Below are 23377 nucleotides of genomic sequence, written 5' to 3'. Positions count from 1 at the left end.
GCCGCCGAGATTATTTCTTCTCAAACTCACGGTGATACGCTGCTTTGTAGAGTTCTTCTTCCGGGAGATTTTTGAAATATTCGTAGGTAATCCGCAAGCCTTCAGCCCTGGAAACTTTAGGTTCCCAGCCTAAAATCTCTTTCGCTTTTGTAATATCTGGCTGTCGCTGCTTCGGATCATCTTTTGGCAATTCTTTAAAAATTAACTGCTGCGTAGTACCCGTAAGTTTGATAATCTCTTCGCCGAACTCACGTATCGTAATTTCGGATGGATTACCAACATTGACTGGGTACGCATAGTCGCTTAACAGAAGCCGGTAAATACCTTCTACCAGATCATCGACGTAGCAGAATGAGCGGGTCTGGCTACCATCGCCAAAAACCGTCAAGTCTTCGCCACGTAGCGCCTGACCAATAAACGCTGGTAATACCCGACCGTCGTTCAGACGCATGCGAGGGCCATACGTATTAAAAATCCGAACGATACGTGTTTCCAGACCATGATAGGTATGGTAGGCCATCGTCATAGCCTCCTGGAATCGCTTCGCTTCGTCGTATACACCCCGTGGGCCAACCGGATTTACGTTCCCCCAATACTCTTCATTTTGAGGGTGAACGGTGGGATCACCATACACTTCCGAGGTTGACGCGATCAAAACGCGCGCATTTTTTACCCGCGCCAGCCCTAAACAATTATGAATACCCAACGATCCTACTTTCAGGGTTTGAATCGGTATTTTAAGGTAGTCGATAGGACTAGCTGGCGACGCAAAATGAAGGATATAATCCAGTTCGCCGGGTACGTGAATAAACTTAGAAACGTCGTGGTGGTAGAACTCAAAATTGGGGAGATGGAACAGGTGCTCAATGTTGCGGATATCGCCAGTGATGAGGTTATCCATAGCAATAACATGATAACCTTCTTTGATGAACCGATCACATAAATGCGACCCCAAAAATCCGGCTCCGCCGGTAATTAAAACACGCTTCATTCAGTGTAGGGTTTGCAGTTAACAGTTTCTGGTTTATTGTCCTGGTTAACGAAAGTCGAAACCAGAACCAATAAACCAGAAACTACAAACAATATCAGGCTTTTTGCTCGACTGGTGCCAGAACGGCTTCCCGTCCGATACTGATATATGTATAGTTCAATTCGCGCATCTGGTCGAGTTCGTAAACGTTACGACCGTCAAAGATAACTTTATTCTTCAAGAGGAGATTCATCTTGTCGAAGTCTGGTGTACGGAACAGCGGCCATTCAGTAATAATTACCAGCGCATCCGCATCGTCGAGAGCAGCATATTGGGTGTGAGCATACGTAATCGAGTTGCCCAATTGCCCCCGTACATTATCCATCGCTTCAGGATCGTATACCGTTACTTTAGCGCCTGCTTCCAGCAACGCTTTAATGTTATCGAGTGCTGGAGCTTCGCGGATATCGTCGGTATAGGGTTTGAAAGCCAATCCCCATACAGCAATGGTCTTGCCAGTCAGGTCGCCACCGAAGTAATCCAGAATCATCGGTACCAGCTTTATTTTCTGAGCGTAGTTAACCGCCATTACTGATTTCAACACTTTGAAATCATACTGATAATCTTCGGCTGTTTTGGCAAGAGCCTGTACATCTTTCGGGAAACAGCTACCGCCATAACCAATACCGGCAAACAGGAAGCGTTTTCCAATGCGGCTATCTGTACCAATACCGCGCCGGATATCATCTACATTAGCACCAGCCCGCTCGCACAGGTTAGCAATCTCATTCATGAAGGTAATCTTCGTAGCCAGGAATGCGTTAGCTGCATATTTAGTCATTTCGGCCGAACGCTCGTCCATGAAAATGACGGGGTTTCCCTGACGTACCAGCGGAGCATATAAGCGATTCATAACGCCCTTGGCCCGCTCAGATTTAGTACCAATCACAACGCGGTCAGGCTTCATGAAGTCTTCAACAGCAACACCTTCGCGCAGGAATTCAGGGTTTGACACTACGTCGAAATCAACTTTGGCGTTGTCGGCAATATGCGCATGTACTTTTTCAGCTGTTCCTACCGGTACGGTGCTCTTATCGACAATAACAGCGTACTGACTCAGGATGGGACCCAGATCGCTGGCTACTTTCAGAATATATTTCAGATCGGCAGAACCATCTTCGCCGGGAGGAGTTGGAAGCGCCAGGAAAATAACCTCAGCCCCTTTGATGCCCTCTTCCAGATTGGTCGTAAATGACAATCGCCCCTGTTCTACGTTCCGATGAAAGAGAACGTCAAGCCCAGGTTCATAAATAGGAATGATCCCATTATTCAGTTTTTCGACTTTTCGCTCGTCGATATCAACACATGTTACCTGGTTACCTGTCTCAGCGAAACATGTTCCCGTAACAAGTCCAACATACCCGGTTCCTACAACTGCCAGTTTCATATTAAGATTGTCAGATTGAATTTACAAATTATCGCGGTGTACTCTACGGACGGTCAAGCTCACCTGTTGTCACAAAAATAGGAGTTTTTTAATAATAGACTAAAGCTCTATCTGAATTGTGATTCATCGGCAGACCTACCTAACTTTTGCCTAAACAAGTTGCATAAGCTGATGACTACAGCCAGACAGGCCCTAAATTTCAAGCAATTATAACTCTAATATTTTTAAATTAAACAAATCGGTAACATATAAATTAATTTTCCCGTCTATTCCAATCATCATCCTTTCGAAATAGTTTGATAAGTAGTGGTTGGAGTTCTAGGTAATTTTTACGAGATTTCTACTCAATCACTTCATCTAGTTACATACCTTACATGATCAACGAAATTGTAGAAAATCAAGAATTAATAGCGCAATCAGTTCGCGAGTTGAGTGAACGGCATATACGCCCCTATATTCGTCAATGGGATGACAGTCAGCATTTTCCGGCAGAACTGTTTAAACAACTCGGCGAACAGGGCCTAATGGGCATGTTGGTGCCAGCCGTTTATGGCGGAACCGGTCTGGGTTATCGGGAATACGTAACAGCGATTATTGAATTATCACGTGTTGATGGCTCCATCGGTTTGTCGATGGCTGCCCATAATTCGTTATGTACTAATCATATTCTATTATTCGGAACCGAAGAACAGAAGCAAACCTATCTGCCTAAACTAGCGTCGGGCGAGTGGATTGGAGCCTGGGGGCTGACAGAACCGAATACCGGATCGGACGCCGGTAATATGAGAACGACCGCTACTCGCCAGGGTAACGAATGGGTTTTGAATGGTGCTAAAAATTTCATCACGCATGGCAAAAGTGGTAATCTGGCCGTTGTCATTGCGCGTACAGGAGAGCCTAATAGTAGCCATAATGCCACAGCATTCGTCGTCGAACGGGGAACACCCGGTTTTTCGGGCGGACGCAAAGAGGATAAACTGGGAATGAGAGCTTCAGAAACCGCCGAAATGCTGTTTCAGGATTGCCGCATTCCCGATAGCCAGCGGCTTGGCGAAATAGGCGATGGCTTTGTTCAGTCTCTAAAAGTGCTGGATGGTGGCCGAATATCCATTGCGGCATTGAGTGTAGGCATTGCTCTCGGCGCTTACGATGCCGCTGTAGCCTATGCCAAAGAACGGGAACAATTTGGCCAGCCCATTGCTAATTTCCAGGGAATCAGCTTTAAACTAGCCGATATGGCCACGGAGGTAGAAGCCGCTAAACTATTAACGTATCAGGCCGCCGATTTAAAAGACGCAGCTAAATCGGTGACTAAAGAATCAGCTATGGCTAAGCTGTTTGCCTCCGAAACCGCCGTGCGCGTTGCGAATGAAGCTGTTCAGATTTTTGGTGGCTACGGCTATACCAAAGATTTCCCGGTTGAAAAGTTTTATCGGGATGCCAAGCTTTGCACCATTGGCGAGGGGACAAGCGAAATCCAGAAAATTGTGATTTCGAGGCAGATATTGAAATAAGAACCGCACCGGCGGCCCGGTGGGATTACACAGATTAGGGGATTAATCAGATTTTGTCTCGATAGAGCGCTTCTTTGAAGCGAAAACAAAATCTGATTAATCCCCTAATCTGTGTAATCCCACCGGGCCGCCGGTGCGGTTCTGAACTAGACTGTTCTACGCGAACCTTTTATTAACGCTGCAATACCTAATATAATAACGGCACCAACGAAAGAAGTCAGAATCTGGTCGATGATTCCACCAGCCCGACCAAATATCCAGCCGCCTACAAATCCACCGGCAATACCGAGCAGGATTTCGACAAATAGTGAAAATGAAAACCGTTTGAAAACGAGGTCAGCCAGCCATCCGGCAATTGCTCCTACTAATATTGATACTAAGATTCCCATGATTTTTTCAGTGTTGAGTTAAAAAACAGATACATAACTGCGGCCGTCGCTACTTTGTTTACGCTCTAACACCAATTACGGCCAACATACGACCAGTTTGCCCGTTTTCAGCCCGATACGAAAAATAGCTGTCGTTATGCAAAACCGTTGAAAAAGCCGATACGTCAATCTGTAGTTCAGGAATACCGAACTCGATTAACTGCTGTCGATTAGCCCCTTTCAAGTCTATGCACTCTTTATTCGACTCAGGATCAGTACGTTTAAACTCACTAGCAAACTGTTCCGACACCTCTGGGCCAACCTCAAAAGAGCACTCGTCAATACACGTACCCACAAAGGCGTAGCACTCATCTGCCTTTGTCCCAAAATGATGGTTCATAGCCTCCAGCGTTTTACTGACAATACGCCCAACGGTACCGCGCCAGCCAGCATGAACAGCGGCTACGGCCCGATTAGTCTTATCATAAATCAAAACAGGAACGCAGTCGGCTACCGTAACCCCCACCAATAGCCCAGGCTTGTCGGTAATGAGCGCATCATAACCAATGTAACGTCCAGCTTCGATAGCGTACAAAACGTCCGTACCGTGCACCTGAAGCGAAGAGGCAAATCCTGCTACGTATTCTTCCACACCAAGTGCTTTAAAAAAACGACGCCTGTTTTCATCCACATTCTCGGGAAGATCGTCCGTATTGATTCCAAGATTTAGCGAGGCAAATGGCGCTACGCTAACACCACCGTACCGCGTGCTCTCGGCAGCAATAAGGTTAGAGAATTGGGATAATAAGGCGGGAGCAAAGTAAGAAGACATGTGAATAAAGCGATTCAGAGGCCATTTTATCAGGCAATAGAACAAAATTGCAATCAAAACATGGCCTATCCAACCGCGCCATTCAATCAGTCATCCTTATTTTCTAACCATTCATCCAGATACACAACCATTCCAGTAGTTTGTTATGCATAGTACCATCTACTACCCATAACTTTGAATCAACAATCGGGGCTAACCCGACCTGCTTTGAACGATCATAAACAACATACGACAATGAAAACGCTCATCAAATCACTCGCCTTCGCTCTTACTTTTGGTTTCGTTACCTCAGTTGCTACTGTAAGCCATGCTAACCCTATTACGCGTCCAGCCAACGTAGCAAGTTATAAAACAGGTATCTATTCAAGTGTTGATGGCAAATTGAACATCGCGCTGGATAAAACAGTAGGTGGTTCTGTCAACATTACGTTGAAAGATGCTGATGGCAAGACACTGTACGTAGAACGACTTGGCAAGAAAGCTACTACCTCTCGCATTCGCCTTAATCTTGATGAATTAAAAGATGGTACGTATCAGGTAGAAATCACAAACGGTGTTGAAACAACCACCCACAGCGTAGTGCTGTCAACTCCTCAGTCATCCTCGCCTGCCCGAGTTGTTGCCCTGAATTAATACCTCCCACCTACAACTAGTCGTAACTCACCTGAGACCGCTCAGGTGAGTTTTTTTATGCCGTATAGCAACAATTTAGTAGCCGATTCGAGGTAGAATTTGTTTACTCAACAAAGCCTCTTCCTGATATTGACGTAGCATGACGACAACGCAAATCTTACGTGACTACTGGCTGGTTTATAAATCCAGCTATTCTAGCGTCCGATCCAACATACAGGCAGCTTTTCCCAAACGATACGTACTATGCCAAAGCGTATTGAATGGCGAATCAACGTAACAGCTCGTTCTGTAGTCTTGCGCAGTTTTAGTGTATATTCAAGAAATTTTTTGACTTAGATCATGTAGATGAGCAATTAGCTTATCTATCCAAGCAATTTTCATCCATGTTCATTACCCAGCCTCTGCTTTCACCAATCTCCTGGACCGAATGTAGTACCGTTTCTAGCAATACCGAATTTTGGGCAGCACTCGTAGAGACGTTGTTACCCGATTACGTCAACACATGCCGATGGTTTGCCGGTAAAGCACGCCAGCAGACAGGCTTTACGATAAAAACAATCCACACGTTAACACTCGTTGACAACGATTTCTCCTATCTACTTGTCGTTGAAGCAACGTATGCCGATGGAGAGCCCGAAAGATATCTACTGCCCTTGTCCTTTATTTCCGACAACGTAGCACAGAGGCTCCCAAATCAGTTAAACGATATCCCAGATAAAGGGCGCATTGGGCAGGCTACGCTGGGCGATACGTCGGGGCTTTTAGTTGATGCTATTTATGATCAACGCTTCCGGCAAACGATCTTTAGCCATGTTTATCGGAACCGGGTTCTGCTGGAAACCGATGGACAATTGAACTTCCAGCGGGGTAAAGGGCTGGAAGAAGGAGACGAAGACCTAGATTCAAGCGTGTTGCCGGTCGATTCCAGTAATTCGGCGATGGTTTTCGGTAATAAATACTTTTTAAAACTGTATAGAAAGCTCTTTCAGGAAACGAATCCAGAAGTAGACATGGTCGCTTTTCTGACAGATGAGAGCAATTTCCCGCATATTCCAGCTTTTGGCGGTAGTATTATCTGGCAACGCACGAACACGCCAGACGTAACGCTTGGCATGATCCAGCGAATGGTTCCTAATGAGAAAGACTCCTGGATGCAAACCGGTGATTATCTAAACGATTTTCTGTATGCCGTTCCTCAGCGGATGTTTGCCATTCGGGAAGACGTTTTTGATAAAGTTGAATTACTGGGCAAACGTACCGGCGAACTCCATTCGGCCCTTTATAAACCAGACGCCGGGCCTGATTTTACCCCGGAGCGCTTCACAAAAGACTACCGCGACTTTATGATCAAGCGTCTGGAAGATTTACTGGAACGACGCTATGCGTTGCTGATCGACAATTATACCAAACTTGATCCGCACGCTCAGCGACTGGCGTGGGTGTTTATGGAAGCGCGCGAAATGATTGAATCGTTCATTGACGATTTCAGAAGTAGACACCTCGATTCGCTACGTATCCGAATCCACGGCGATTACCATCTGGGTCAAGTGCTGGCAACTGGTGACGATTTTGTTGTTATTGACTTTGAGGGCGAACCTGAGAGTACAATCACGGAACGAAAAATTAAACATTCTCCCCTGAAAGATGTGGCCGGAATGATTCGATCCTACCACTATGCCGTATCGGCTAAGCTTTTCAATTCCGTCGAAACGGACGGCCTCAATTCGGAGCATCTACAACGGGTTTCTGACCGCTGGTTTTATCTGATTCGTGATACGTTCCTGCATGCTTATATGGATGTCTTTGAGGTCCCTCATCCGCTGTTTAAGAACAACACCGAAACCAACTATCTATTACTCGTCTACTTGCTCGAAAAGGCAGTCTACGAGCTTGGTTATGAGATTAGTTACCGACCTTCCTGGGTTAAAATACCGCTTAAAGGAATTATCGACGTAATACGGGAAATAGAGAAAATCCGCTTGAGTGATGGTAAAGACACGCCCGACATTCCTATGCTCCAAACAGCACTATTGCAATCCAAAGAATAATAACCAATAACGTAGCGCACGGAGAAAAAGGATGTTCGTAAAGATAGCTCTGTTATTAGTTACTTAGGTTTACCAAGGAACGTAAGGAATTTTCTAACTTTCCGGCTCTGATCGCGTTCATTATCGTAGCTATACAAGTCCTAAACAATGGCAAAACGCAAAACCACAACGTCGACGGCTGAAACTGAACAACCAGTACAGCCTATAAACCCAGATCAACCAGTACCAAGCGAAACTATGCCAGATACGGCTTCTACTTACAGCAATAACGGCGTTTATTCACGCTTTACCGACTTTGATATTTACCTGTTCCGCGCTGGTAAACACCATAAACTTTACGAGAAATTCGGTTCGCACGTGGTTGAACACGAAGGCGTTATCGGCACTTATTTTGCCGTATGGGCGCCGTCGGCCCGATACATATCGGTAATTGGTAATTTTAATGGCTGGGATAAAGGCAGTCATCCGCTTAATGTTCGCTGGGATTCATCCGGCATTTGGGAAGTTTTTATTCCCAATATTGGCCGTGGCGAAACGTATAAATACTTCATTGTTCACGAAAGTGGCCGGGAGTTGGAAAAGGGAGATCCGTATGCTCACTGGTGGGAAATTTCTCCTCAGACGGCTTGTAAAGTATGGGATACGTATTATGAATGGCAGGACCAGGACTGGATGGCTGAGCGGAAAAACAAGAATGCCCTCAATGCTCCCTTTTCAGTCTACGAAGTTCATCTGGCCTCCTGGCGTCGCGACCCTTCTAATCCTGAGCGTGAACTGAGCTACGGAGAAATTGCTGATGCCCTTGTCCCTTACGTACAGGATATGGGTTTCACGCATGTTGAGTTCATGCCTGTCATGCAGTACCCGTATGCGCCATCGTGGGGGTATCAGATAACTGGCTACTATGCTCCCAGCAGCCGTTTCGGAACGCCACAGGATTTCATGCGGCTGGTAGAAAGACTGCACCAGGCTGGCATAGGCGTATTACTGGACTGGGTACCATCACACTTTCCGGGCGACGCTCATGGCCTGTATGAATTCGACGGATCACATCTGTACGAACACCCAGACATGCGGAAGGGCTATCATCCCGACTGGAAAAGTTATATTTTCAACTATAGCCGTCCCGAAGTTCGCTCATTCTTGATCTCGAACGCTCTTTTCTGGCTCGATCGGTTTCATGCCGATGGATTACGGGTCGATGCGGTGGCCTCCATGCTCTATCTTGACTACTCCCGGAATGCTGGCGAGTGGGAGCCCAATATGTTTGGCGGCCGCGAAAATCTGGAAGCCATTTCCCTATTCAAAGAAATCAACGAAGCCGTCTATCTACACTTCCCGGACGTACAAACAGTTGCCGAAGAATCGACTGCCTTTCCGGGCGTATCGCGCCCTGTCTATACCGGTGGTTTAGGCTTCGGTATGAAATGGATGATGGGCTGGATGAATGATACACTCGCATACTTCGAGCGCGACCCTGCTTTCCGCAAATTCCATCAGGATAATCTGACGTTCAGTACGGTATATGCCTTCACTGAAAACTTTATGCTACCCCTTTCGCACGACGAAGTGGTGTACGGCAAACAATCGCTGGTAGGTAAAATGCCCGGCGATGAATGGCAGCGCTTTGCGAACCTACGCTTACTGTTCTCCTACATGTTCACGCACTCGGGCAGTAAACTCCTGTTTATGGGTGGCGAGTTTGGGCAAACATCAGAATGGAAATTCGACGCTAGTCTTGACTGGCATTTGCTGGAATTTGCTCCGCACAAAGGCGTGGCAGCCTGTGTAAAAGCACTAAACGCTCTTTACAGAAATGAGCCAGCTATGTATGAACGATCATTCACGGCCGACGGTTTTGAGTGGATTGATACGTCGGATCGGGAAAACACCGTGATTACGTATATTCGGAAAGGCAATCGGCCAGAAGATACCTTGCTGGTAGTTTTGAACATGACTCCTATTCCTCGCTCGAACTACCGTATAGGTGCCCCCTCGGCAGGAACCTATCAGGAAATTTTCAATAGTGATTCTTCAGAATACTACGGAAGCGGCATTGGCAACCCCGACCCAATTCAGAGTGAAGAGTCGCCCTGGCACGGAAGATCGCAATCCATTCGTGTAAATATACCCCCCCTAGCTGCAGTTGTATTAAAAACTGTATAGTGCAATTATCAGGCTAAACGTAGCCAGAACACACATATTTAGTTTACACCTGCCCGGAAAATGTCTATTCGGGTAGGTGTAAACTACAGTTCTATACGTAACCACTCAGCCTATATTTATCAATACATATAAACGGTTTTAATATATATAAACTTTACCTATTGCTAAGTACAGCAAATCAGATTAATCTTAAAATCAGAGTAATCCCGGTTCTAAACGTATCTTTGCCGGCTCTTACAACCTGATTCGTTTGCATGAAGAAACTCATTTTTGTTTTTTTTACATTCTTCACCATACATGGTTTTGCCCAATCGCCAGTGTCGGCTCGTTTGAGCAGCGGTTTTGATTTGGGAATGGCTTACACAAAAAATAACTATCATCCATCAGTAGCTTATTATCAGCTTATCAATGTTGGTGAGCGCAAATTATTTTCGTTTGGCTGGAATCTGCGATTAGGTGCTTTTTACGGCGATAATCTCAATTATTATACCGCTCCAGCTCGACTGACACGAGGTAAAACAGGCTTCGCTGCCCTTGCGGAGCCACTACTGGTCGAAAATATCGATACGGTTCGTATGGATTACGTAACCATGACCTCACTTAATGTTGGCGTTCGGGCTCAGATTAATCTTGGCAGAGTAGAGATAGGTGCCAGTGCCGACATTTTAGGACTTACCTTTGGTAAATCACGCACTGGCCGCTACCGGTCATCAACGGGTCAATTTAACTTAACTACCCCAACCGGTGGCGATTCAACGCTTTATTTTCAGGGAGTTAATACGTTTCAATCAGTTAATCCTACTTATGCGAATTTACGGTTGCTAGGCGATAACGACATTGGCACACTGGCAACCGAAGTGTATGCCCGTATTCGTATTAATCAACGTATTTCGGCCAAAATAGGGTACCAATGGCTGACAACCGAAATTTCGGCCAAAAACCGCGATATAATTGCTGATAATAATCGATTCCGCCACCGCGCCGATATGGCCTTTGTAGCCATTACATTACCGATATTTTACTAAGTTGATTAGTAATGTGTCAGTGCTGCGGGTGTTTATTTACAAATATCCTTGCAGCACTGATTTCATTTTAATACTTTTGACAAGTACACATTCCACATAATACATATATTAAATCATTCATATTTCTAACGTTAAGAGATTGTTTCTCTGCTGAATTAGTACGTTTACCAAGCCGTAATTTATTGTATATCCAACCTATTAAACTCCGGCGGCAATCGCTTATTTAATGAGTCTACCGATAACCTGTCTTGTCATTGATGACGATGAAGATGACCAGGAGTTTTTTTTATTAGCGCTCCGTAAAATGCGTTCGCCCCTTACCTGTCAATTCGCCAATGACGGGCAGGAAGCTTTGGAAAAACTAAAAAAAGATACTAACTTTTCTCCTAACTATATTTTTCTGGATCTGAATATGCCGGGGATGAGCGGTAAGCAATGCCTGACCGAAATAAAAAAAATAGCCCATTTACAGCATACGCCCGTATTTATTTACTCAACCTCATCTGATTCAAGAGATATAGCCGAAACCCGACGTTTAGGAGCCGATGAATTTATTACCAAACCTACTCAGGTCAATCTACTGACCGACCAGTTATCTAAGTTGTTTATGACGTATTGATTCGCTTGCTCCCTTCATGAAACCTCCTGCTTCTACTACGTCAACTGAGGCTTTTCTTACTCATGGGGGAGAAATAGGGCAACTAATACGTTCTATTGACTGGTCTAAACACGCACTGGGTGCCATTCATCAATGGCCGCAAAACCTCCGAACAACTCTGGGCATAACGCTACCTGCCCAATTGCCATTATTAGTATTCTGGAGCTCCGATTTTTTTTGCTTCTACAACCATGCTTACAAACGTCGCTTTGGCGCCCATAATGGAAACTGGGCTACTATTGGACGTAGTAGCGATACGATCTGTCCGGAAGTATGGGCTTTCGTTAAACCATTAGTAGTTCAAGTTCTCACGAACAACGAAAGTAAACTCAGCGAAGACCAACGGCTATCTATTGAACGTAATGGTCATTCTGAAGCTAGTTACTGGACCTTTAGTGCTAGTCCTATCATTGACGAAGCAGGGCAAACGAATGGCGTTTTAGTAGCCTGTACCGAAACCACAGAAAAAGTCAGGGCTGACCACCTGTTAGCAACAAATCAGGAGCAGTTTCAATTTGCCCTACAGGCTAGTGAATTAGGTATCTGGCTTCTTGATATAGCCAGGAATCTGGTTCATTGGGATAGTCGATGCCAGACGTATTTCGGCTTTGCGAAAGATGATACCATTGCCTACAACGACGTATTGGCCCATATTCATCCCGATGATCGACTGCGGGTAAACAATGCGGTACAGGAAGCCCTAAATCCAGACTATAGAACCCGATATGATATAGAGTTTCGTACAATAAGCGTTGAAGATCAACAAATTCGCTGGCTCCGATGTCAGGGTAAAGCCTATTTTAATGATCAGGATGTAGCCGATCGGTTTGCGGGAACGGCACAGGATATAACGGCCCAGATGGCGGCTCGCGAAAACCTGCAAAATATTGAAAATCAAGCTCGGCTAGCCGTAGAAAGTGCAGGAGCAGGTACGTTTCTTGTTGATCTTAAAACAGACCATGTTGTTTACTCTCGCATCCTAGCCAAGATTTTCACGGGCAATGAAACCAAAAACCTAACCCGTGAATCACTGAAAACATATATACTCCCAGAGGATAAGTCCAAACGGAGCAAAGCTTATCAGGAAGCCGATAAAACAGGAAAACTATTTTATGAAGCACGAGTGATCTGGGATAACGGCTCAATCCACTGGGTCCGAGTTATGGGAACTTACCTGTACGATTCGCAGAATAAACCAGTCCGTTTTGCCGGTATAGCTCAGGATATAAGTGCCGAAGTCGAAGCCGATCTGGAACAGAAACAACTGGCATCGCTCGTAGAAGGCAGCCCCGAATACATGAGCATTGCCAGCCTGGATGGGTCATTACGTTATATTAACCCCTATGGACTCGACCTGCTTGGTTTGAAACGGGAGGACGTAGCAACAAAGAATCTGAGCGACTTATTTTATGCCGACGACTGGTATGCTATACAACATGAATACCTGCCACTTGCCATTCTTGAAAAACAATGGCAAGGCACTCAATACTATCGTCACGTCAAAACAGGCGAACGAATCCCGGTAGCCGTAAAACGATTTGTAATCGACGATCCCACGTCGGGCGAGCCTTTCGCCATTGTAGCCACCGGTCGGGATCTACGCTCCGAATTAGCCGCCCAAAAAGAGCTGGAAGCCCGGGAAGCCGATTTGCAAAAAGCGAATCAAAACCTGGAAATGGCTTTACATGCTGGTAAATTAGGCTCCTATGATTTAGAGTTCTCCACGGGCCTTATGCAATGCACAGCTCAATGCAAAGCCAACTTTGGTCTTCCAGCCGATGCCATTTTCAATTTTCCGGATCTGATCAATGCCATTTTACCGGAAGACCGTTCTATTATGCAGCAAGCGGTGGAAGAAGCGGTAGCCAACCGTAGCGTATATAATGCCGAATACCGAACGACCTGGCCTGATGGCTCCATACACTGGATACGGGCGTCGGGCAAAGCAACGTACGACGACTCCGGTCTGTCGCTGCATATGGCCGGCATTACGATGGACATTACAGCCCAACGAATGGCCCAACAAGAGCTGGAACGTCAGGTTCAGGAACGAACGCAGGAATTGAGCAACGCCAATCAGGAGTTGATACGTACCAATCACGAACTGGAGCAATTCGCCTACATTGCCAGCCATGACCTCCAGGAGCCCCTGCGAAAAATCCAGAGCTTTGCCAGCTTACTTCCCGAAAACCGGTATGATGATGATCAGTTCGACCTCTATCTGAATAAAGTTATTCTATCGGCCCAGCGAATGTCGGCGCTGATAAAAGGGGTACTTAATTATTCGAGACTATCTAAAATTGAAGAAGCCTTCTCAATGGTGGATTTAAATCAGGTGATCAGTCACGTATTATCTGATTTTGAATTGCTTATTGATGAAAAGAAAGCAATAATACGTTGCCATGACTTACCTGCTATTGAAGGCATCCCACTACAACTCAATCAGCTCTTTTTCAACCTTATTGGTAATGCGCTGAAGTTTTCAGATAATACTCCTGCTATAACAATTCACTGTACGTTATTAACCGCCACCGAATCGTCGGTTATATTGAATTACCCAACTCAGTCAGACCATGTGCATATCAGTGTAAAAGACAACGGAATTGGCTTCGACCCCCAATACGCTGATCGAGTGTTCACCATTTTTCAGCGCCTTACGAATGGCAAGAGCTACGGAGGAACCGGAATCGGTCTGGCGTTATGCAGAAAGATCGTCACCAACCACCAGGGAATGATCAAAGCCGAAAGTGAGCTACAAAAGGGCTCAACGTTCCATGTTTATTTGCCAGTAAGCCAATCAAGAACATATAATAAAACCAGCCTGCTATAAACAGACTGGTCGATTCCAGCAGCTTTACTGGTTTATTTATGCTTCTACTGGTTTGGAATCGAAATAGGTTTCAAAAATAGCCGCGCCTATTTCATTATTTCGAGTCTGAAAGCCATCCAGGTACTGATGCAGACCCGTTTTGAAAACATCCGATGTTTCCGTAAACTCGATTTCAGTACGTAGCTTCGACAAAGAACGCTCGGCTTCATTGCCAAATCCGTTGGTAATATTATTGCCCGAAATTTCGTACAACGATAGTTCGGCCTGGCGTATACAATGAGCAACCGAACGAGGAAACCGCCTGTCCAGAATCAGGAATTCAACGATACTGGTTGGCGTGAGTGATCGGTATTGCTGCCGATGCATGTTGTAAGCGCTCACCGATTTAAGGACTGCCGACCAGATCATTAAATCGAGCGTTGATCCAACCGCTTCCACTTCGGGTAACAGCGTAAAATATTTCACATCCAAAAAACGGGATGTTTTATCAGCACGCTCCAGAAAACGGCCCAGACGCCCAAAATGCCAGGCTTCGTTTCGGGTGATCGTTGCATCAATAATGCCGTAGAACAGCTGCGTATCGTTACGTATCTCAGTGAAGAAGTTTTGAGTCTGCACTTGCCCCCATTGCTGTTTCGGCGACGTATCGCGTACTTTCAGGTAAAACTGATTCAGGTGCTCCCACATCTCTTTTGAGATCACTTCGCGAATGGTTCGTGCATTTTCGCGGGCATTACTCAAACAGGAAACAATAGAATTCGGGTTTCGCTTATCAAACGTCATGAACTGAATGACATTTTCGCGAGTTGGCTGATTATAATATTTGGTAAATAAGTAATCGTCGGCCGTAGCAATCAGTAGAGGTTCCCATTGCTGCTCTACGTTGGGGGGTAAGTCAAGAGCCAGGTTAAAATTAACGCTCATAAAACGGGCATAATTTTCGGCCCGCTCAATGTAACGATGCATCCAGTAAACAGAGTTGGCAACGCGACTAAGCATAGTATAAAATTGGGTTTATCACGGAGGGTGGTTAACAAAAATAGAACTTCAAACCTGTTTTACAAGTCAATAACCCCTACTCTGCTTTTTTTACAAAATTATCATTTAAAAATAGAGTAATTTTCATCATCCTGTCTCTCTTTAGTAGCATTATGCAAAAACTATATTCTTTACTCACTTTTTGTCTGCTGCTTAGCAGCGTAGTAATGGCCGTGCCAAACCCTGGTAAGCCAAGTTCTAAGTATTATGAAGTCCGGATTTATTATCCAACGCCCGGAAAGTATGCGGCCATTGTCGATCGTTTTCGACAGTACACACTAAAAATCTTCGAAAAACACGGTATGGAGAACATTGGTTACTGGACTCCCACCGACACTACCCAAAAAGAATTGATCTACATCCTGGCTTATCCGAGCCGCGAAGCCCGCGACGCGTCCTGGAAGGCTTTCGGCAGTGATCCTGAATGGAAAGCAGTAGTTGCTAAAACGGAAGCAAACGGCAAGCTGGTTGATCATGTCGATCAGATTTTCATGACCGAATCAGATCTGTCGCCTACGATCAAGCTTCAGAAAAAATCACCTGCCCGCACGTTTGAATTACGCACCTACACGCCCGCTCCTGGCAAGCTCGACGATTTGTTAAGTCGTTTTCGTGATCATACTCTGAAATTATTTACCAAGCATGGCATGACGCATATTGGTTACTGGGTTACTCAGGAAAAGGATGGTGGTCAGCCAAAGCTGGTCTATATTCTGGCCCATCCAAGTGAAGCCGAAGGCAAAAAACATTTCGACGAGTTTCGTAAAGACCCAGTGTGGGTAAAAGCGAAAGAAGAGTCGGAGAAAAATGGCCCTCTGACAACCAAGGTTGAATCAATATACATGACCCCAACCGACTATTCACCGATCCGCTAACAAGCAATCAGGCCCTGAAGAGATTCTTCAGGGCCTGATTGCTTACTACGTTATAGATCAGATCTACTGAGCTGAAGCTCTCGCTCTCAACGGCAACGTAACACCAGCGAAGAGATGAGAGGTTAAACCATTATCCGTAAAAAAGCCAAACAGATTATCGCTACCCACGGTCAAAACACGATAGCGAAGGTGGCCACCAATAGATACTTTCCCCATTGGCCGCCAGTAATTGGCCATCAATGAATATTCCAGCTCCGGCGATTCATAGCGAGGTCCTATTGTGATCAATTCAGCACGATGTTGAGCTAACGCCGACGGATTTGATGGTTTCCACCAGGTAGCCCCTACAAACCAGTTCGGACGTATCTGAGCGTCTAGCTGTATCGATAACGTCTGAGGTAATTTCATCGATAGATCCCCAATTGTTCCTTCAGGCACAATATTTAACGACCGCGCTACCGCATCGCGTACCTGCGTAGGTGTACGGGGCGGCTGTACTTCCAGTTGATTAAGTGTACCACTTCTGGCAGGAACTGCCCACGAACTGGCATTTTTATAACGAATGCTGCCCATATCGAGTAAGGAGACTCCGATTTTAAACAAATAACGGGCGGCAGACTGCTCCTCTCTCTTAGACGCTACAGGCCTGAATTCATAGGTAAAGCCAAGATCAAATCCGTGACCATTACCGGGTATTTTCCCAAACAAGGCATCTGACAGTGTCAGCTGATTTAACGTAATAAGGTCAGAATAGGTTGTTTGCAAACCATCTATCGCATAATTCAACTGATCGGCCGGCGCATTGAAACGGCCAGATGACGACAGCTGACTGGTCTGCAACCCACGTATATATTTATACGTACCACCAATCTTTAAAAAATGCTCCTCCTCGTCAATTACTGGCAATGCATACGATAAAGCAATTTCACCGAATGCATCGGATGTTAAATCGGCCGAACGCTGAATATCAGCCAGTGCCAACGTATTACCCTGAAACCAGTTAATCAGATCATAAGCGCCCGTCAGGTTAAGATCAGATCGGTACCGGGTAGTGATAGCCACTGAGTGGTTGTTCGGCAACTGATACATAACTCCGGGCCCGCGCACATCGGCCTCCTTAATAGCCAGTTTTTGCCCATGTAGCTTCAGATTTGCTTTAGCAAAAGGGAGCGTAGCAAGAGGCAAACGAGGCTGATCAGCAGCCTGTAACGATATCGTTGCTACATTGATATGAGTTCCCCAATAGTTATCAGCAATGGACGATGGATTTAAATATACTCCATTCACCCCCGTATAATTACTAAGTTGATACCCAGTCATACGCTGGGCCCATCCAGCATACTGACTCAACAATAAAATGCAAATAAATAATCTTTTTATCATAACGGCGGGGTGAGATTCCAGCAAAAATGCTAAAACTGTACACACTATCCAACACCCATCGCCAAGCTTTTAGCACACGGTTAAATCTACTCAAAACGTCAGGGCACACTAACATAACGTAGCATGCCCTTTCACCGGGATCAATGATGGGCCGTTGTTGATACGGGCGGATTAATCATAATATGAGCCCGATGGGTACCGGGGTCCATTATCCAGGGCATACCCGGAGCCTCAGGTCTAGTTGGCAGCCCCGTACTTTCGGCCGTTGCATAAGGAATATAGACTACATAGCGTAAAGAACCATCCTTCACATCGCCAGTAGATGGGTTGTAATTCTCGTCGGAAGCCGAAAAGGCAAACAAAGATGACGGATGTGTAGGCATCATGAGCTTTTTACTTTTGACTTCCTGCTCACGAATCGTCAGAATTTCGCCGGGTTTTTTACCTTCTCTCTTCAACACCCGCCCCCGTTCCATAAATGGGTCCAGGTCTTTATGGTAACAGGATACGCTTAAGCCTTTCTGAGCCGGATCGTCGGCAAGGCACACGAATTCATTCGTTCCCTTACGTAGCACAACAAATTCGTTTTTGGCTGAATAGCCATACACAGTAGCGCCATCGCGTTTCTCAGTTGGAGCAGCCAATACAGCGGTTTTAATCTGTACGTCTGCTGATGGAATTACGGGAGTTTGCGCCAGTACACTCGTTGCGGTGAGCGACACTCCTAAAAAGACGGATAAGGCTTTCATACGGAATAAGGATTTATGAGGTAAGGCGAATGTAGTAAAGTATTACTCGTCGGTCTATTGGTATCCTCTGGCCTGTAGTCCAAATAACTCAGCGTATCGACCATCCTTTTCCAGTAACTCGTAATGGGAACCGATTTCAAGCAACGTACCGTTTTCGAGAACCAGAATACGATCAGCCATACGTACCGTACTGAATCGGTGTGAAATAATAACCGACGATCGACCTTCCGTTAGTTTAGCAAATCGCTGAAATACCTCATATTCCGCACGGGCATCGAGGGCTGCCGTTGGTTCATCGAGAATGATCAACTGAGCATCGCGCATGTAAGCTCGTCCAAGAGCCACTTTTTGCCACTCCCCTCCCGACAGTTCTACCCCCTTATTGAATGAACGGCCTAACTGTTGGTTGTAGCCATCAGCTAGTTTGGCGATAACCGAATCGGCCAGACTGCGTTGAGCCGACGTTTCGATACGTGGTTGATTAGTACGTTCGTCGATATCACCAACCGCAATGTTAACGCCCGCCGACATCTTGAAACGGGTATAATCCTGGAAAATAACGCCGATGTTACGTCGAAGCTCCATCAGATCATACTCTTTAAGATCGTAGCCATCCAGTAAGATACGTCCTTCGGTAGGGTCGTAGAGACGAGCCAATAACTTGACGAGCGTTGTTTTACCCGCGCCATTTTCCCCAACCAGCGCCAGTTTTTCGCCCGCCTGTAAGGTAAAGGACAGGTTACGTAACGCCCATCGCTCCGTATTATTAGCGTACTTAAAACCAACATTCTCGAACACGAATCCTTCCCGAATAGGGCTGGGGAATGGCCGGGCAGTACGAGGAGAGTGAATTAGTGGTTGAATCGAAAAATAGTCGAACAGATCCTGCAGATAAACGGCTTCCTGGGTCAGGCTACTCAACTGTAACAATATTCCTTCCAACGAAGACCGCACCTGCCGGAACGAACCAGCCAGGAACGTTAAATCACCCAGCGAAATCTGGCCGTGAATAGCACGCATGACAATCCAGACGTAAGCCCCGTAATAACCAGCCGTACCTAAACCCGTCAGTAAGGTTCCCCAACTCGCCCGGCTAATCGCTAGGGCCCGGTTTTTCTGAAAATAATCCCAGGAAAGGCTTCGAAAACGATCAATCAGGAAATCAGAAAGACCAAAGATTTTGACTTCTTTAGCCGTCTCATCGCTGGCTCCTACATACCGTAAATAGTCAAGTTCCCGGCGTTCGGGCGTCCATGATCGGGAGAGGGAGTAACTACGCTGGTTAAAATAGTTATCACCAATAAACGAAGGAGTTACAGCCACCAGAATCAGCAGCAATAACCAGGGATTGTAGACGGCTAAACCAGCCGCCAGAAAACCCACCGAAATCAGTTCCTGAACCTGGCCAAATACGCCCGATAACAACACCGTTCGGCCCGTAGTTTGCCGACGAGCCCGTTCTAGTTTATCGTAAAAGGTAGGATCTTCAAATTGTTCCAGATCAAGCGAAGCAGCGTGCTCCATTAACCTGACCGACGTCTTATTAGCAAATAAATCGCCCAGTAAACTGTCCATGAGCGACACGGCCCTGCCAATCGTTGTTGACAGAATTGCCAATCCAAACTCAGCGGCAACAAGCCACCAGAGATAATTTACTATATCGCTATCAGGGTTTGTTCCACCCGACTGTTTTGTCAATAAAACAACCTGATCGATGATCAGTTTACCAACGTAAAGCGTGGCCGCCGGTATTGCCGCTCTTATCAGACGTAACGCTGCATTTCCCAGAAAAAGTCCGGGCGATGTTTCCCAGACCAGCCTGAAAAAAGCAGGCAAATTACCCAGTGCGGCAAAACGTTCACGCCAGCTTATTTGCTCCTTATTATCAGAGGAGTTAGCATGAGAAGTTACAGTTTTTGCCATATACAAAAAATACAAGTGCTATCCAATATTAGTTCATTGTGGTGGTGCCGCTTCCCAGCAGTCGATTCTGCCACTACTTGCTGGAATAATATGTACATTTGACTACCTGTCGCTTGCTACGTTACCATTCGGTTTTCCTGTCTTCATGAACACATTCTTTGCGCACCTGGCCCTCAGTTTACTACTAGTTGCCAGTTTCAGTTTATCTGCCAGGTCTGTTGCTCCTGCCGCAACGAGCCCGGAGGGGATTACATTTTTCAGAGGCTCCTGGAAAGATGTTTTAGCGGAAGCCCGACGACAAAACAAACCGATCTTTCTGGATATCTATACAACCTGGTGCCCTCCCTGCCGACGGATGGCCAGAGAAGCATTTCCTAGTCCGGTATTAGGCACCAAATTCAATACGCACTTCATTAACTATCAACTCGATGCTGAAAAAGGTGAAGGCTTGGCAATAGCCAAACAGTATGCCGTAGCCAGTTATCCCACTGGTCTCTACCTATCTCCTACAGGCGCTTTAGTCCATCGGTCGGTGGGCTACGGTGGGGTAAAAGCGATGATTGATCTGGCAGACCACGTACTGGCTTTATCACCGATGAAACCCACATTGGCTAAAGGCGATAAAGAGTACGCCAAAGGACGACGCGATGCGGCTTTTCTAAAAAAGTATCTGAAAACACGCCAGGAACTGAACCGACCTCTTTCTGACGTACTGGATGCTTATCTGGATGCACTATCAGAACCGGAGCTTTCTCAGCCGGAAAGCATCGCTTTTACAGCCGAAATGATCCAGTCTTCAACCTCTAAAGCCTTTGATTTTCTTATCAGGCGTCGGCTATACTTACCCTCCGATCTGTTGACGGTAGTCACAGAGGCCCAACAACGGGTGATTAGCCGTGATTTTAATCGGGCCGTTACGACAAGAGATCAGGTTTTACTGGAGCAAATTATCACCAATAATGAACGGCTTTTGACCGCTATTAATCCCAGCCGATCTGAGGAACAAAAGCAGACAACAGCCGCTACGTATAGACAGTCTTTTTTGCAGGAACAAAACATTATAACCGACTCAGCTCGATAGCCGCCCCAGACGAACAACTACGTTTCATCATATTAAAAACATTTAATCTCACAAATCAGACTAGATCTCGTTTAAGGAAGGTACGTTTGTTACGTAACACGTAGATTGATCATCGGATGCATACCAGTAAATCGACCCGTTTTTTTGAAAAGTTTGCCTCACGCGCTACGCAGGCTACAGGGTCTTCAACCGCCTTTTTACTTGCCCTTTTAACCGTACTGATCTGGATTGTAACGGGGCCTATATTCGGTTATTCTGATACGTGGCAGTTGGTCATCAACACTGGCACTACGATTATTACGTTCCTGATGGTATTTCTTATTCAGAAATCGCAGAATAAGGATTCGCTGGCTATGCAAATAAAACTCAATGAGTTAATAGCCGTAAACAGAAAAGCCAGTAATCGGCTGTTAAACGTAGAAGATCTAACAGAAGCAGAACTTCACGCCCTACACCAGTTTTTTGGCGTTCTGGCCGAACGAGCTAAAGCAGAATCAAGCCTATCTGAATCTCATTCTATTGAGGAAGCCGAAGAAATTCACGAAGACAAACAGGAAGATCTGGAAAAACGGCAACAGGAGCGCAAAAGAGAAAAGCAGGAGCAGAAAAAAGCTAACTTATAAACGCGTAAACTCCAGTCTAAAATCCCATCTTCATCTCCTGGCGCTCGCCCGACACGGTTTGTTCGTCCATATTGAAAATATCAGCCAGCGTCATTGGCTCTTTGGTTCGATAGTCCATGCCTAAATGCGTTAATAATTCATTCGCTTTAGGTGGGGCAAGCTTCCCAAATGCATAATCAACCATCAATCGGCCTTTTCTCAGCAACGCCTTATCCAATAAGTGCTTGCTGGCATTGAACGTAGCAATGACCTGAATGTGCATACAATCGGCCAGGAGCCCATCGGTCAGATTCAGGATATTCGAAACGCTATTGGTATCGCCCCCGGCTTCGCGTGCCTGCAAAATGCGTTCCGCATCCTCAATAATGAGTACAGAATCTTTGTTGTCCAGCAGAAACGGTATGATTTCCGGCGAGGTAAGGTAGTTGGTCATGTAAGGAGGCAAAATCAGCATATCCTTTTTGACCAACGAGCTGAGGTGCTTGATATAGGTTGTTTTGCCCGTACCAGGTTCGCCGTGTAAAAGAATCAACCCTTTGCTTTTGGGTTGCGCCAGCAAGCTCACCAACCGGTCATGAACAGGTAGGAAATCATCATTATAATGTAACTCCAGATTAATGTCGGGAGGTACAATATCAACGCGTTCCGTATGTAGCCCGCCCAATCCGCTTTGGATTAGATAAATGTGCGTCTGATTATCTTCATGAACGTATTTATGATCCTGAAAACCCGCTAACAGCGTTTTGGCAGACTCTTCGTCCCGATAAAAACCGTATAGCCGAAAGAAACGATCGCCAACAAATTCAGCCTTTAGCACAATACCATCACTGTGCTGATAGATCCGCTCAACGGTATGCCAGCCCTCATCGTTTACACGGGTTGACGTGTTGATCAGATTAAAACCTCTCTCAACGAGCAGATCTCGGGCCGAAGGTTTGAAATCATCATTAAAATGAAGATAATTGGGGTAACTTCCGAAAGCCTGCACGAAGTGAGGAGCCATCGGAAATTCACGGTCAAGGTCGCTGGGTATGTACAAGTTCTGAATTGTTTGTTGACTAACCATACGACTGTCTGCCGTCAGGTAGCGGAACATTTCGGCTTTGGAAAACTCTTCCTGCGGTTTCAAGTGGGCGTTTGATTACATTGTACGCTACGAAGTTACCTTAAAATTAATAAATATTCATTCTGCCCGTCGTATACATCCTACTATC

19 protein-coding genes are annotated in these 23377 nt (G+C 45.8%); 10 read left to right on the top strand and 9 right to left on the bottom strand.

Annotated elements, in window-relative coordinates; all coding sequences use genetic code 11:
- Window positions 1–10: 10 nt before the first annotated feature.
- On the bottom strand, window positions 11–991 hold the full coding sequence (locus GK108_RS21000) for a UDP-glucuronic acid decarboxylase family protein (protein WP_163952778.1): 981 nt from the start codon (window positions 989–991) through the stop codon (window positions 11–13).
- Window positions 992–1085: 94 nt separating this feature from the next.
- On the bottom strand, window positions 1086–2417 hold the full coding sequence (locus GK108_RS20995) for a UDP-glucose dehydrogenase family protein (RefSeq protein WP_163952776.1): 1332 nt from the start codon (window positions 2415–2417) through the stop codon (window positions 1086–1088).
- Window positions 2418–2791: 374 nt separating this feature from the next.
- Here GK108_RS20995 and GK108_RS20990 point away from each other — a divergent pair, with 374 nt between their 5' ends.
- A complete protein-coding gene (locus GK108_RS20990) occupies window positions 2792–3931 on the top strand; it encodes an acyl-CoA dehydrogenase family protein (RefSeq protein ID WP_163952773.1) in 1140 nt (379 codons plus the stop codon).
- 146 nt (window positions 3932–4077) lie between these two features.
- Here GK108_RS20990 and GK108_RS20985 read toward each other — a convergent pair whose 3' ends face one another.
- Together GK108_RS20985 and pgeF are read right to left on the bottom strand one after the other, a co-directional pair.
- Complete coding sequence (locus GK108_RS20985; protein WP_163952771.1) at window positions 4078–4320, bottom strand: GlsB/YeaQ/YmgE family stress response membrane protein; 243 nt, start codon at window positions 4318–4320, stop codon at window positions 4078–4080.
- Window positions 4321–4378: 58 nt separating this feature from the next.
- On the bottom strand, window positions 4379–5131 hold the full coding sequence (gene pgeF, locus GK108_RS20980) for a peptidoglycan editing factor PgeF (RefSeq protein WP_163952769.1): 753 nt from the start codon (window positions 5129–5131) through the stop codon (window positions 4379–4381).
- 234 nt (window positions 5132–5365) lie between these two features.
- On the opposite strand from pgeF, the gene GK108_RS20975 reads away from it, so the two are divergent.
- The 6 genes from GK108_RS20975 (at window position 5366) to GK108_RS20950 (ending at window position 14491) form a co-directional block, all read left to right on the top strand.
- Window positions 5366–5764, top strand: coding sequence for a T9SS type A sorting domain-containing protein (locus tag GK108_RS20975; RefSeq protein ID WP_163952767.1), 399 nt, complete (start codon window positions 5366–5368; stop codon window positions 5762–5764).
- A 383-nt stretch (window positions 5765–6147) separates the two neighbouring features.
- Entirely contained in the window at window positions 6148–7812 is a 1665-nt protein-coding gene (locus GK108_RS20970) for a putative maltokinase (RefSeq protein WP_163952765.1), read from the top strand.
- A 147-nt stretch (window positions 7813–7959) separates the two neighbouring features.
- Window positions 7960–9978: a 1,4-alpha-glucan branching protein GlgB gene (gene glgB, locus GK108_RS20965; RefSeq protein WP_163952762.1), complete on the top strand. Its 2019-nt coding sequence runs from the start codon at window positions 7960–7962 to the stop codon at window positions 9976–9978.
- Window positions 9979–10232: 254 nt separating this feature from the next.
- On the top strand, window positions 10233–11003 hold the full coding sequence (locus tag GK108_RS20960) for a hypothetical protein (RefSeq protein ID WP_163952760.1): 771 nt from the start codon (window positions 10233–10235) through the stop codon (window positions 11001–11003).
- Window positions 11004–11229: 226 nt separating this feature from the next.
- Complete coding sequence (locus GK108_RS20955) at window positions 11230–11622, top strand: response regulator (RefSeq protein ID WP_163952758.1); 393 nt, start codon at window positions 11230–11232, stop codon at window positions 11620–11622.
- Between the two features lie 16 nt (window positions 11623–11638).
- Entirely contained in the window at window positions 11639–14491 is a 2853-nt protein-coding gene (locus GK108_RS20950) for a PAS domain-containing sensor histidine kinase (protein ID WP_163952756.1), read from the top strand.
- A 36-nt stretch (window positions 14492–14527) separates the two neighbouring features.
- On the opposite strand, the gene GK108_RS20945 is transcribed toward GK108_RS20950, so the two are convergent.
- On the bottom strand, window positions 14528–15490 hold the full coding sequence (locus GK108_RS20945) for an alpha-E domain-containing protein (RefSeq protein WP_163952754.1): 963 nt from the start codon (window positions 15488–15490) through the stop codon (window positions 14528–14530).
- Window positions 15491–15639: 149 nt separating this feature from the next.
- On the opposite strand from GK108_RS20945, the gene GK108_RS20940 reads away from it, so the two are divergent.
- Window positions 15640–16404 carry an NIPSNAP family protein gene (locus tag GK108_RS20940; RefSeq protein ID WP_163953099.1) on the top strand — a complete coding sequence of 255 codons (765 nt, stop codon included), beginning with the start codon at window positions 15640–15642 and terminating at the stop codon, window positions 16402–16404.
- Window positions 16405–16467: 63 nt separating this feature from the next.
- Here the strand turns inward: GK108_RS20940 and GK108_RS20935 are convergent, their stop codons facing one another.
- The 3 genes from GK108_RS20935 to GK108_RS20925 form a co-directional block, all read right to left on the bottom strand.
- Window positions 16468–17724 (bottom strand): DUF5723 family protein, encoded by a 1257-nt coding sequence (locus tag GK108_RS20935; RefSeq protein ID WP_163952753.1) that lies wholly within the window; start codon window positions 17722–17724, stop codon window positions 16468–16470.
- A 203-nt stretch (window positions 17725–17927) separates the two neighbouring features.
- The gene (locus tag GK108_RS20930) at window positions 17928–18536 is read right to left on the bottom strand and encodes a hypothetical protein (protein WP_163952751.1); all 609 of its coding nucleotides are present in this window, start codon (window positions 18534–18536) and stop codon (window positions 17928–17930) included.
- 54 nt (window positions 18537–18590) lie between these two features.
- A complete protein-coding gene (locus GK108_RS20925) occupies window positions 18591–20459 on the bottom strand; it encodes an ABC transporter ATP-binding protein (RefSeq protein WP_163952749.1) in 1869 nt (622 codons plus the stop codon).
- Window positions 20460–20604: 145 nt separating this feature from the next.
- Between GK108_RS20925 and GK108_RS20920 the strand changes: the two genes are divergently transcribed.
- Both GK108_RS20920 and GK108_RS20915 read left to right on the top strand, forming a co-directional pair.
- On the top strand, window positions 20605–21540 hold the full coding sequence (locus tag GK108_RS20920; RefSeq protein ID WP_163952748.1) for a thioredoxin family protein: 936 nt from the start codon (window positions 20605–20607) through the stop codon (window positions 21538–21540).
- Window positions 21541–21656: 116 nt separating this feature from the next.
- Window positions 21657–22163, top strand: coding sequence for a low affinity iron permease family protein (locus GK108_RS20915; RefSeq protein ID WP_163952746.1), 507 nt, complete (start codon window positions 21657–21659; stop codon window positions 22161–22163).
- Window positions 22164–22179: 16 nt separating this feature from the next.
- Here the strand turns inward: GK108_RS20915 and GK108_RS20910 are convergent, their stop codons facing one another.
- Entirely contained in the window at window positions 22180–23259 is a 1080-nt protein-coding gene (locus GK108_RS20910; protein WP_163953097.1) for an AAA family ATPase, read from the bottom strand.
- Between the last annotated feature and the right edge of the window lie 118 nt (window positions 23260–23377).

The organism is Spirosoma terrae (genome assembly GCF_010435915.1).
Taxonomy (GTDB): Bacteria; Bacteroidota; Bacteroidia; order Cytophagales; family Spirosomataceae; genus Spirosoma; species Spirosoma terrae.
This window is presented reverse-complemented; position numbering and strand designations above follow the sequence as displayed.

Coding starts and splice junctions, on each gene's coding strand:
- GK108_RS20915 (WP_163952746.1), top strand. CDS start 21,657: ATGCATACCAGTAAATCGACCCGTTTTTTTGAAAAGTTTGCCTCACGC.
- GK108_RS21000 (WP_163952778.1), bottom strand. CDS start 991: ATGAAGCGTGTTTTAATTACCGGCGGAGCCGGATTTTTGGGGTCGCAT.
- GK108_RS20920 (WP_163952748.1), top strand. CDS start 20,605: ATGAACACATTCTTTGCGCACCTGGCCCTCAGTTTACTACTAGTTGCC.
- GK108_RS20945 (WP_163952754.1), bottom strand. CDS start 15,490: ATGCTTAGTCGCGTTGCCAACTCTGTTTACTGGATGCATCGTTACATT.
- glgB (WP_163952762.1), top strand. CDS start 7,960: ATGGCAAAACGCAAAACCACAACGTCGACGGCTGAAACTGAACAACCA.
- GK108_RS20985 (WP_163952771.1), bottom strand. CDS start 4,320: ATGGGAATCTTAGTATCAATATTAGTAGGAGCAATTGCCGGATGGCTG.
- GK108_RS20935 (WP_163952753.1), bottom strand. CDS start 17,724: ATGACTGGGTATCAACTTAGTAATTATACGGGGGTGAATGGAGTATAT.
- GK108_RS20930 (WP_163952751.1), bottom strand. CDS start 18,536: ATGAAAGCCTTATCCGTCTTTTTAGGAGTGTCGCTCACCGCAACGAGT.
- GK108_RS20955 (WP_163952758.1), top strand. CDS start 11,230: ATGAGTCTACCGATAACCTGTCTTGTCATTGATGACGATGAAGATGAC.
- GK108_RS20925 (WP_163952749.1), bottom strand. CDS start 20,459: ATGGCAAAAACTGTAACTTCTCATGCTAACTCCTCTGATAATAAGGAG.
- GK108_RS20990 (WP_163952773.1), top strand. CDS start 2,792: ATGATCAACGAAATTGTAGAAAATCAAGAATTAATAGCGCAATCAGTT.
- GK108_RS20975 (WP_163952767.1), top strand. CDS start 5,366: ATGAAAACGCTCATCAAATCACTCGCCTTCGCTCTTACTTTTGGTTTC.
- GK108_RS20910 (WP_163953097.1), bottom strand. CDS start 23,259: ATGTTCCGCTACCTGACGGCAGACAGTCGTATGGTTAGTCAACAAACA.
- GK108_RS20960 (WP_163952760.1), top strand. CDS start 10,233: ATGAAGAAACTCATTTTTGTTTTTTTTACATTCTTCACCATACATGGT.
- GK108_RS20970 (WP_163952765.1), top strand. CDS start 6,148: ATGTTCATTACCCAGCCTCTGCTTTCACCAATCTCCTGGACCGAATGT.
- pgeF (WP_163952769.1), bottom strand. CDS start 5,131: ATGTCTTCTTACTTTGCTCCCGCCTTATTATCCCAATTCTCTAACCTT.
- GK108_RS20950 (WP_163952756.1), top strand. CDS start 11,639: ATGAAACCTCCTGCTTCTACTACGTCAACTGAGGCTTTTCTTACTCAT.
- GK108_RS20995 (WP_163952776.1), bottom strand. CDS start 2,417: ATGAAACTGGCAGTTGTAGGAACCGGGTATGTTGGACTTGTTACGGGA.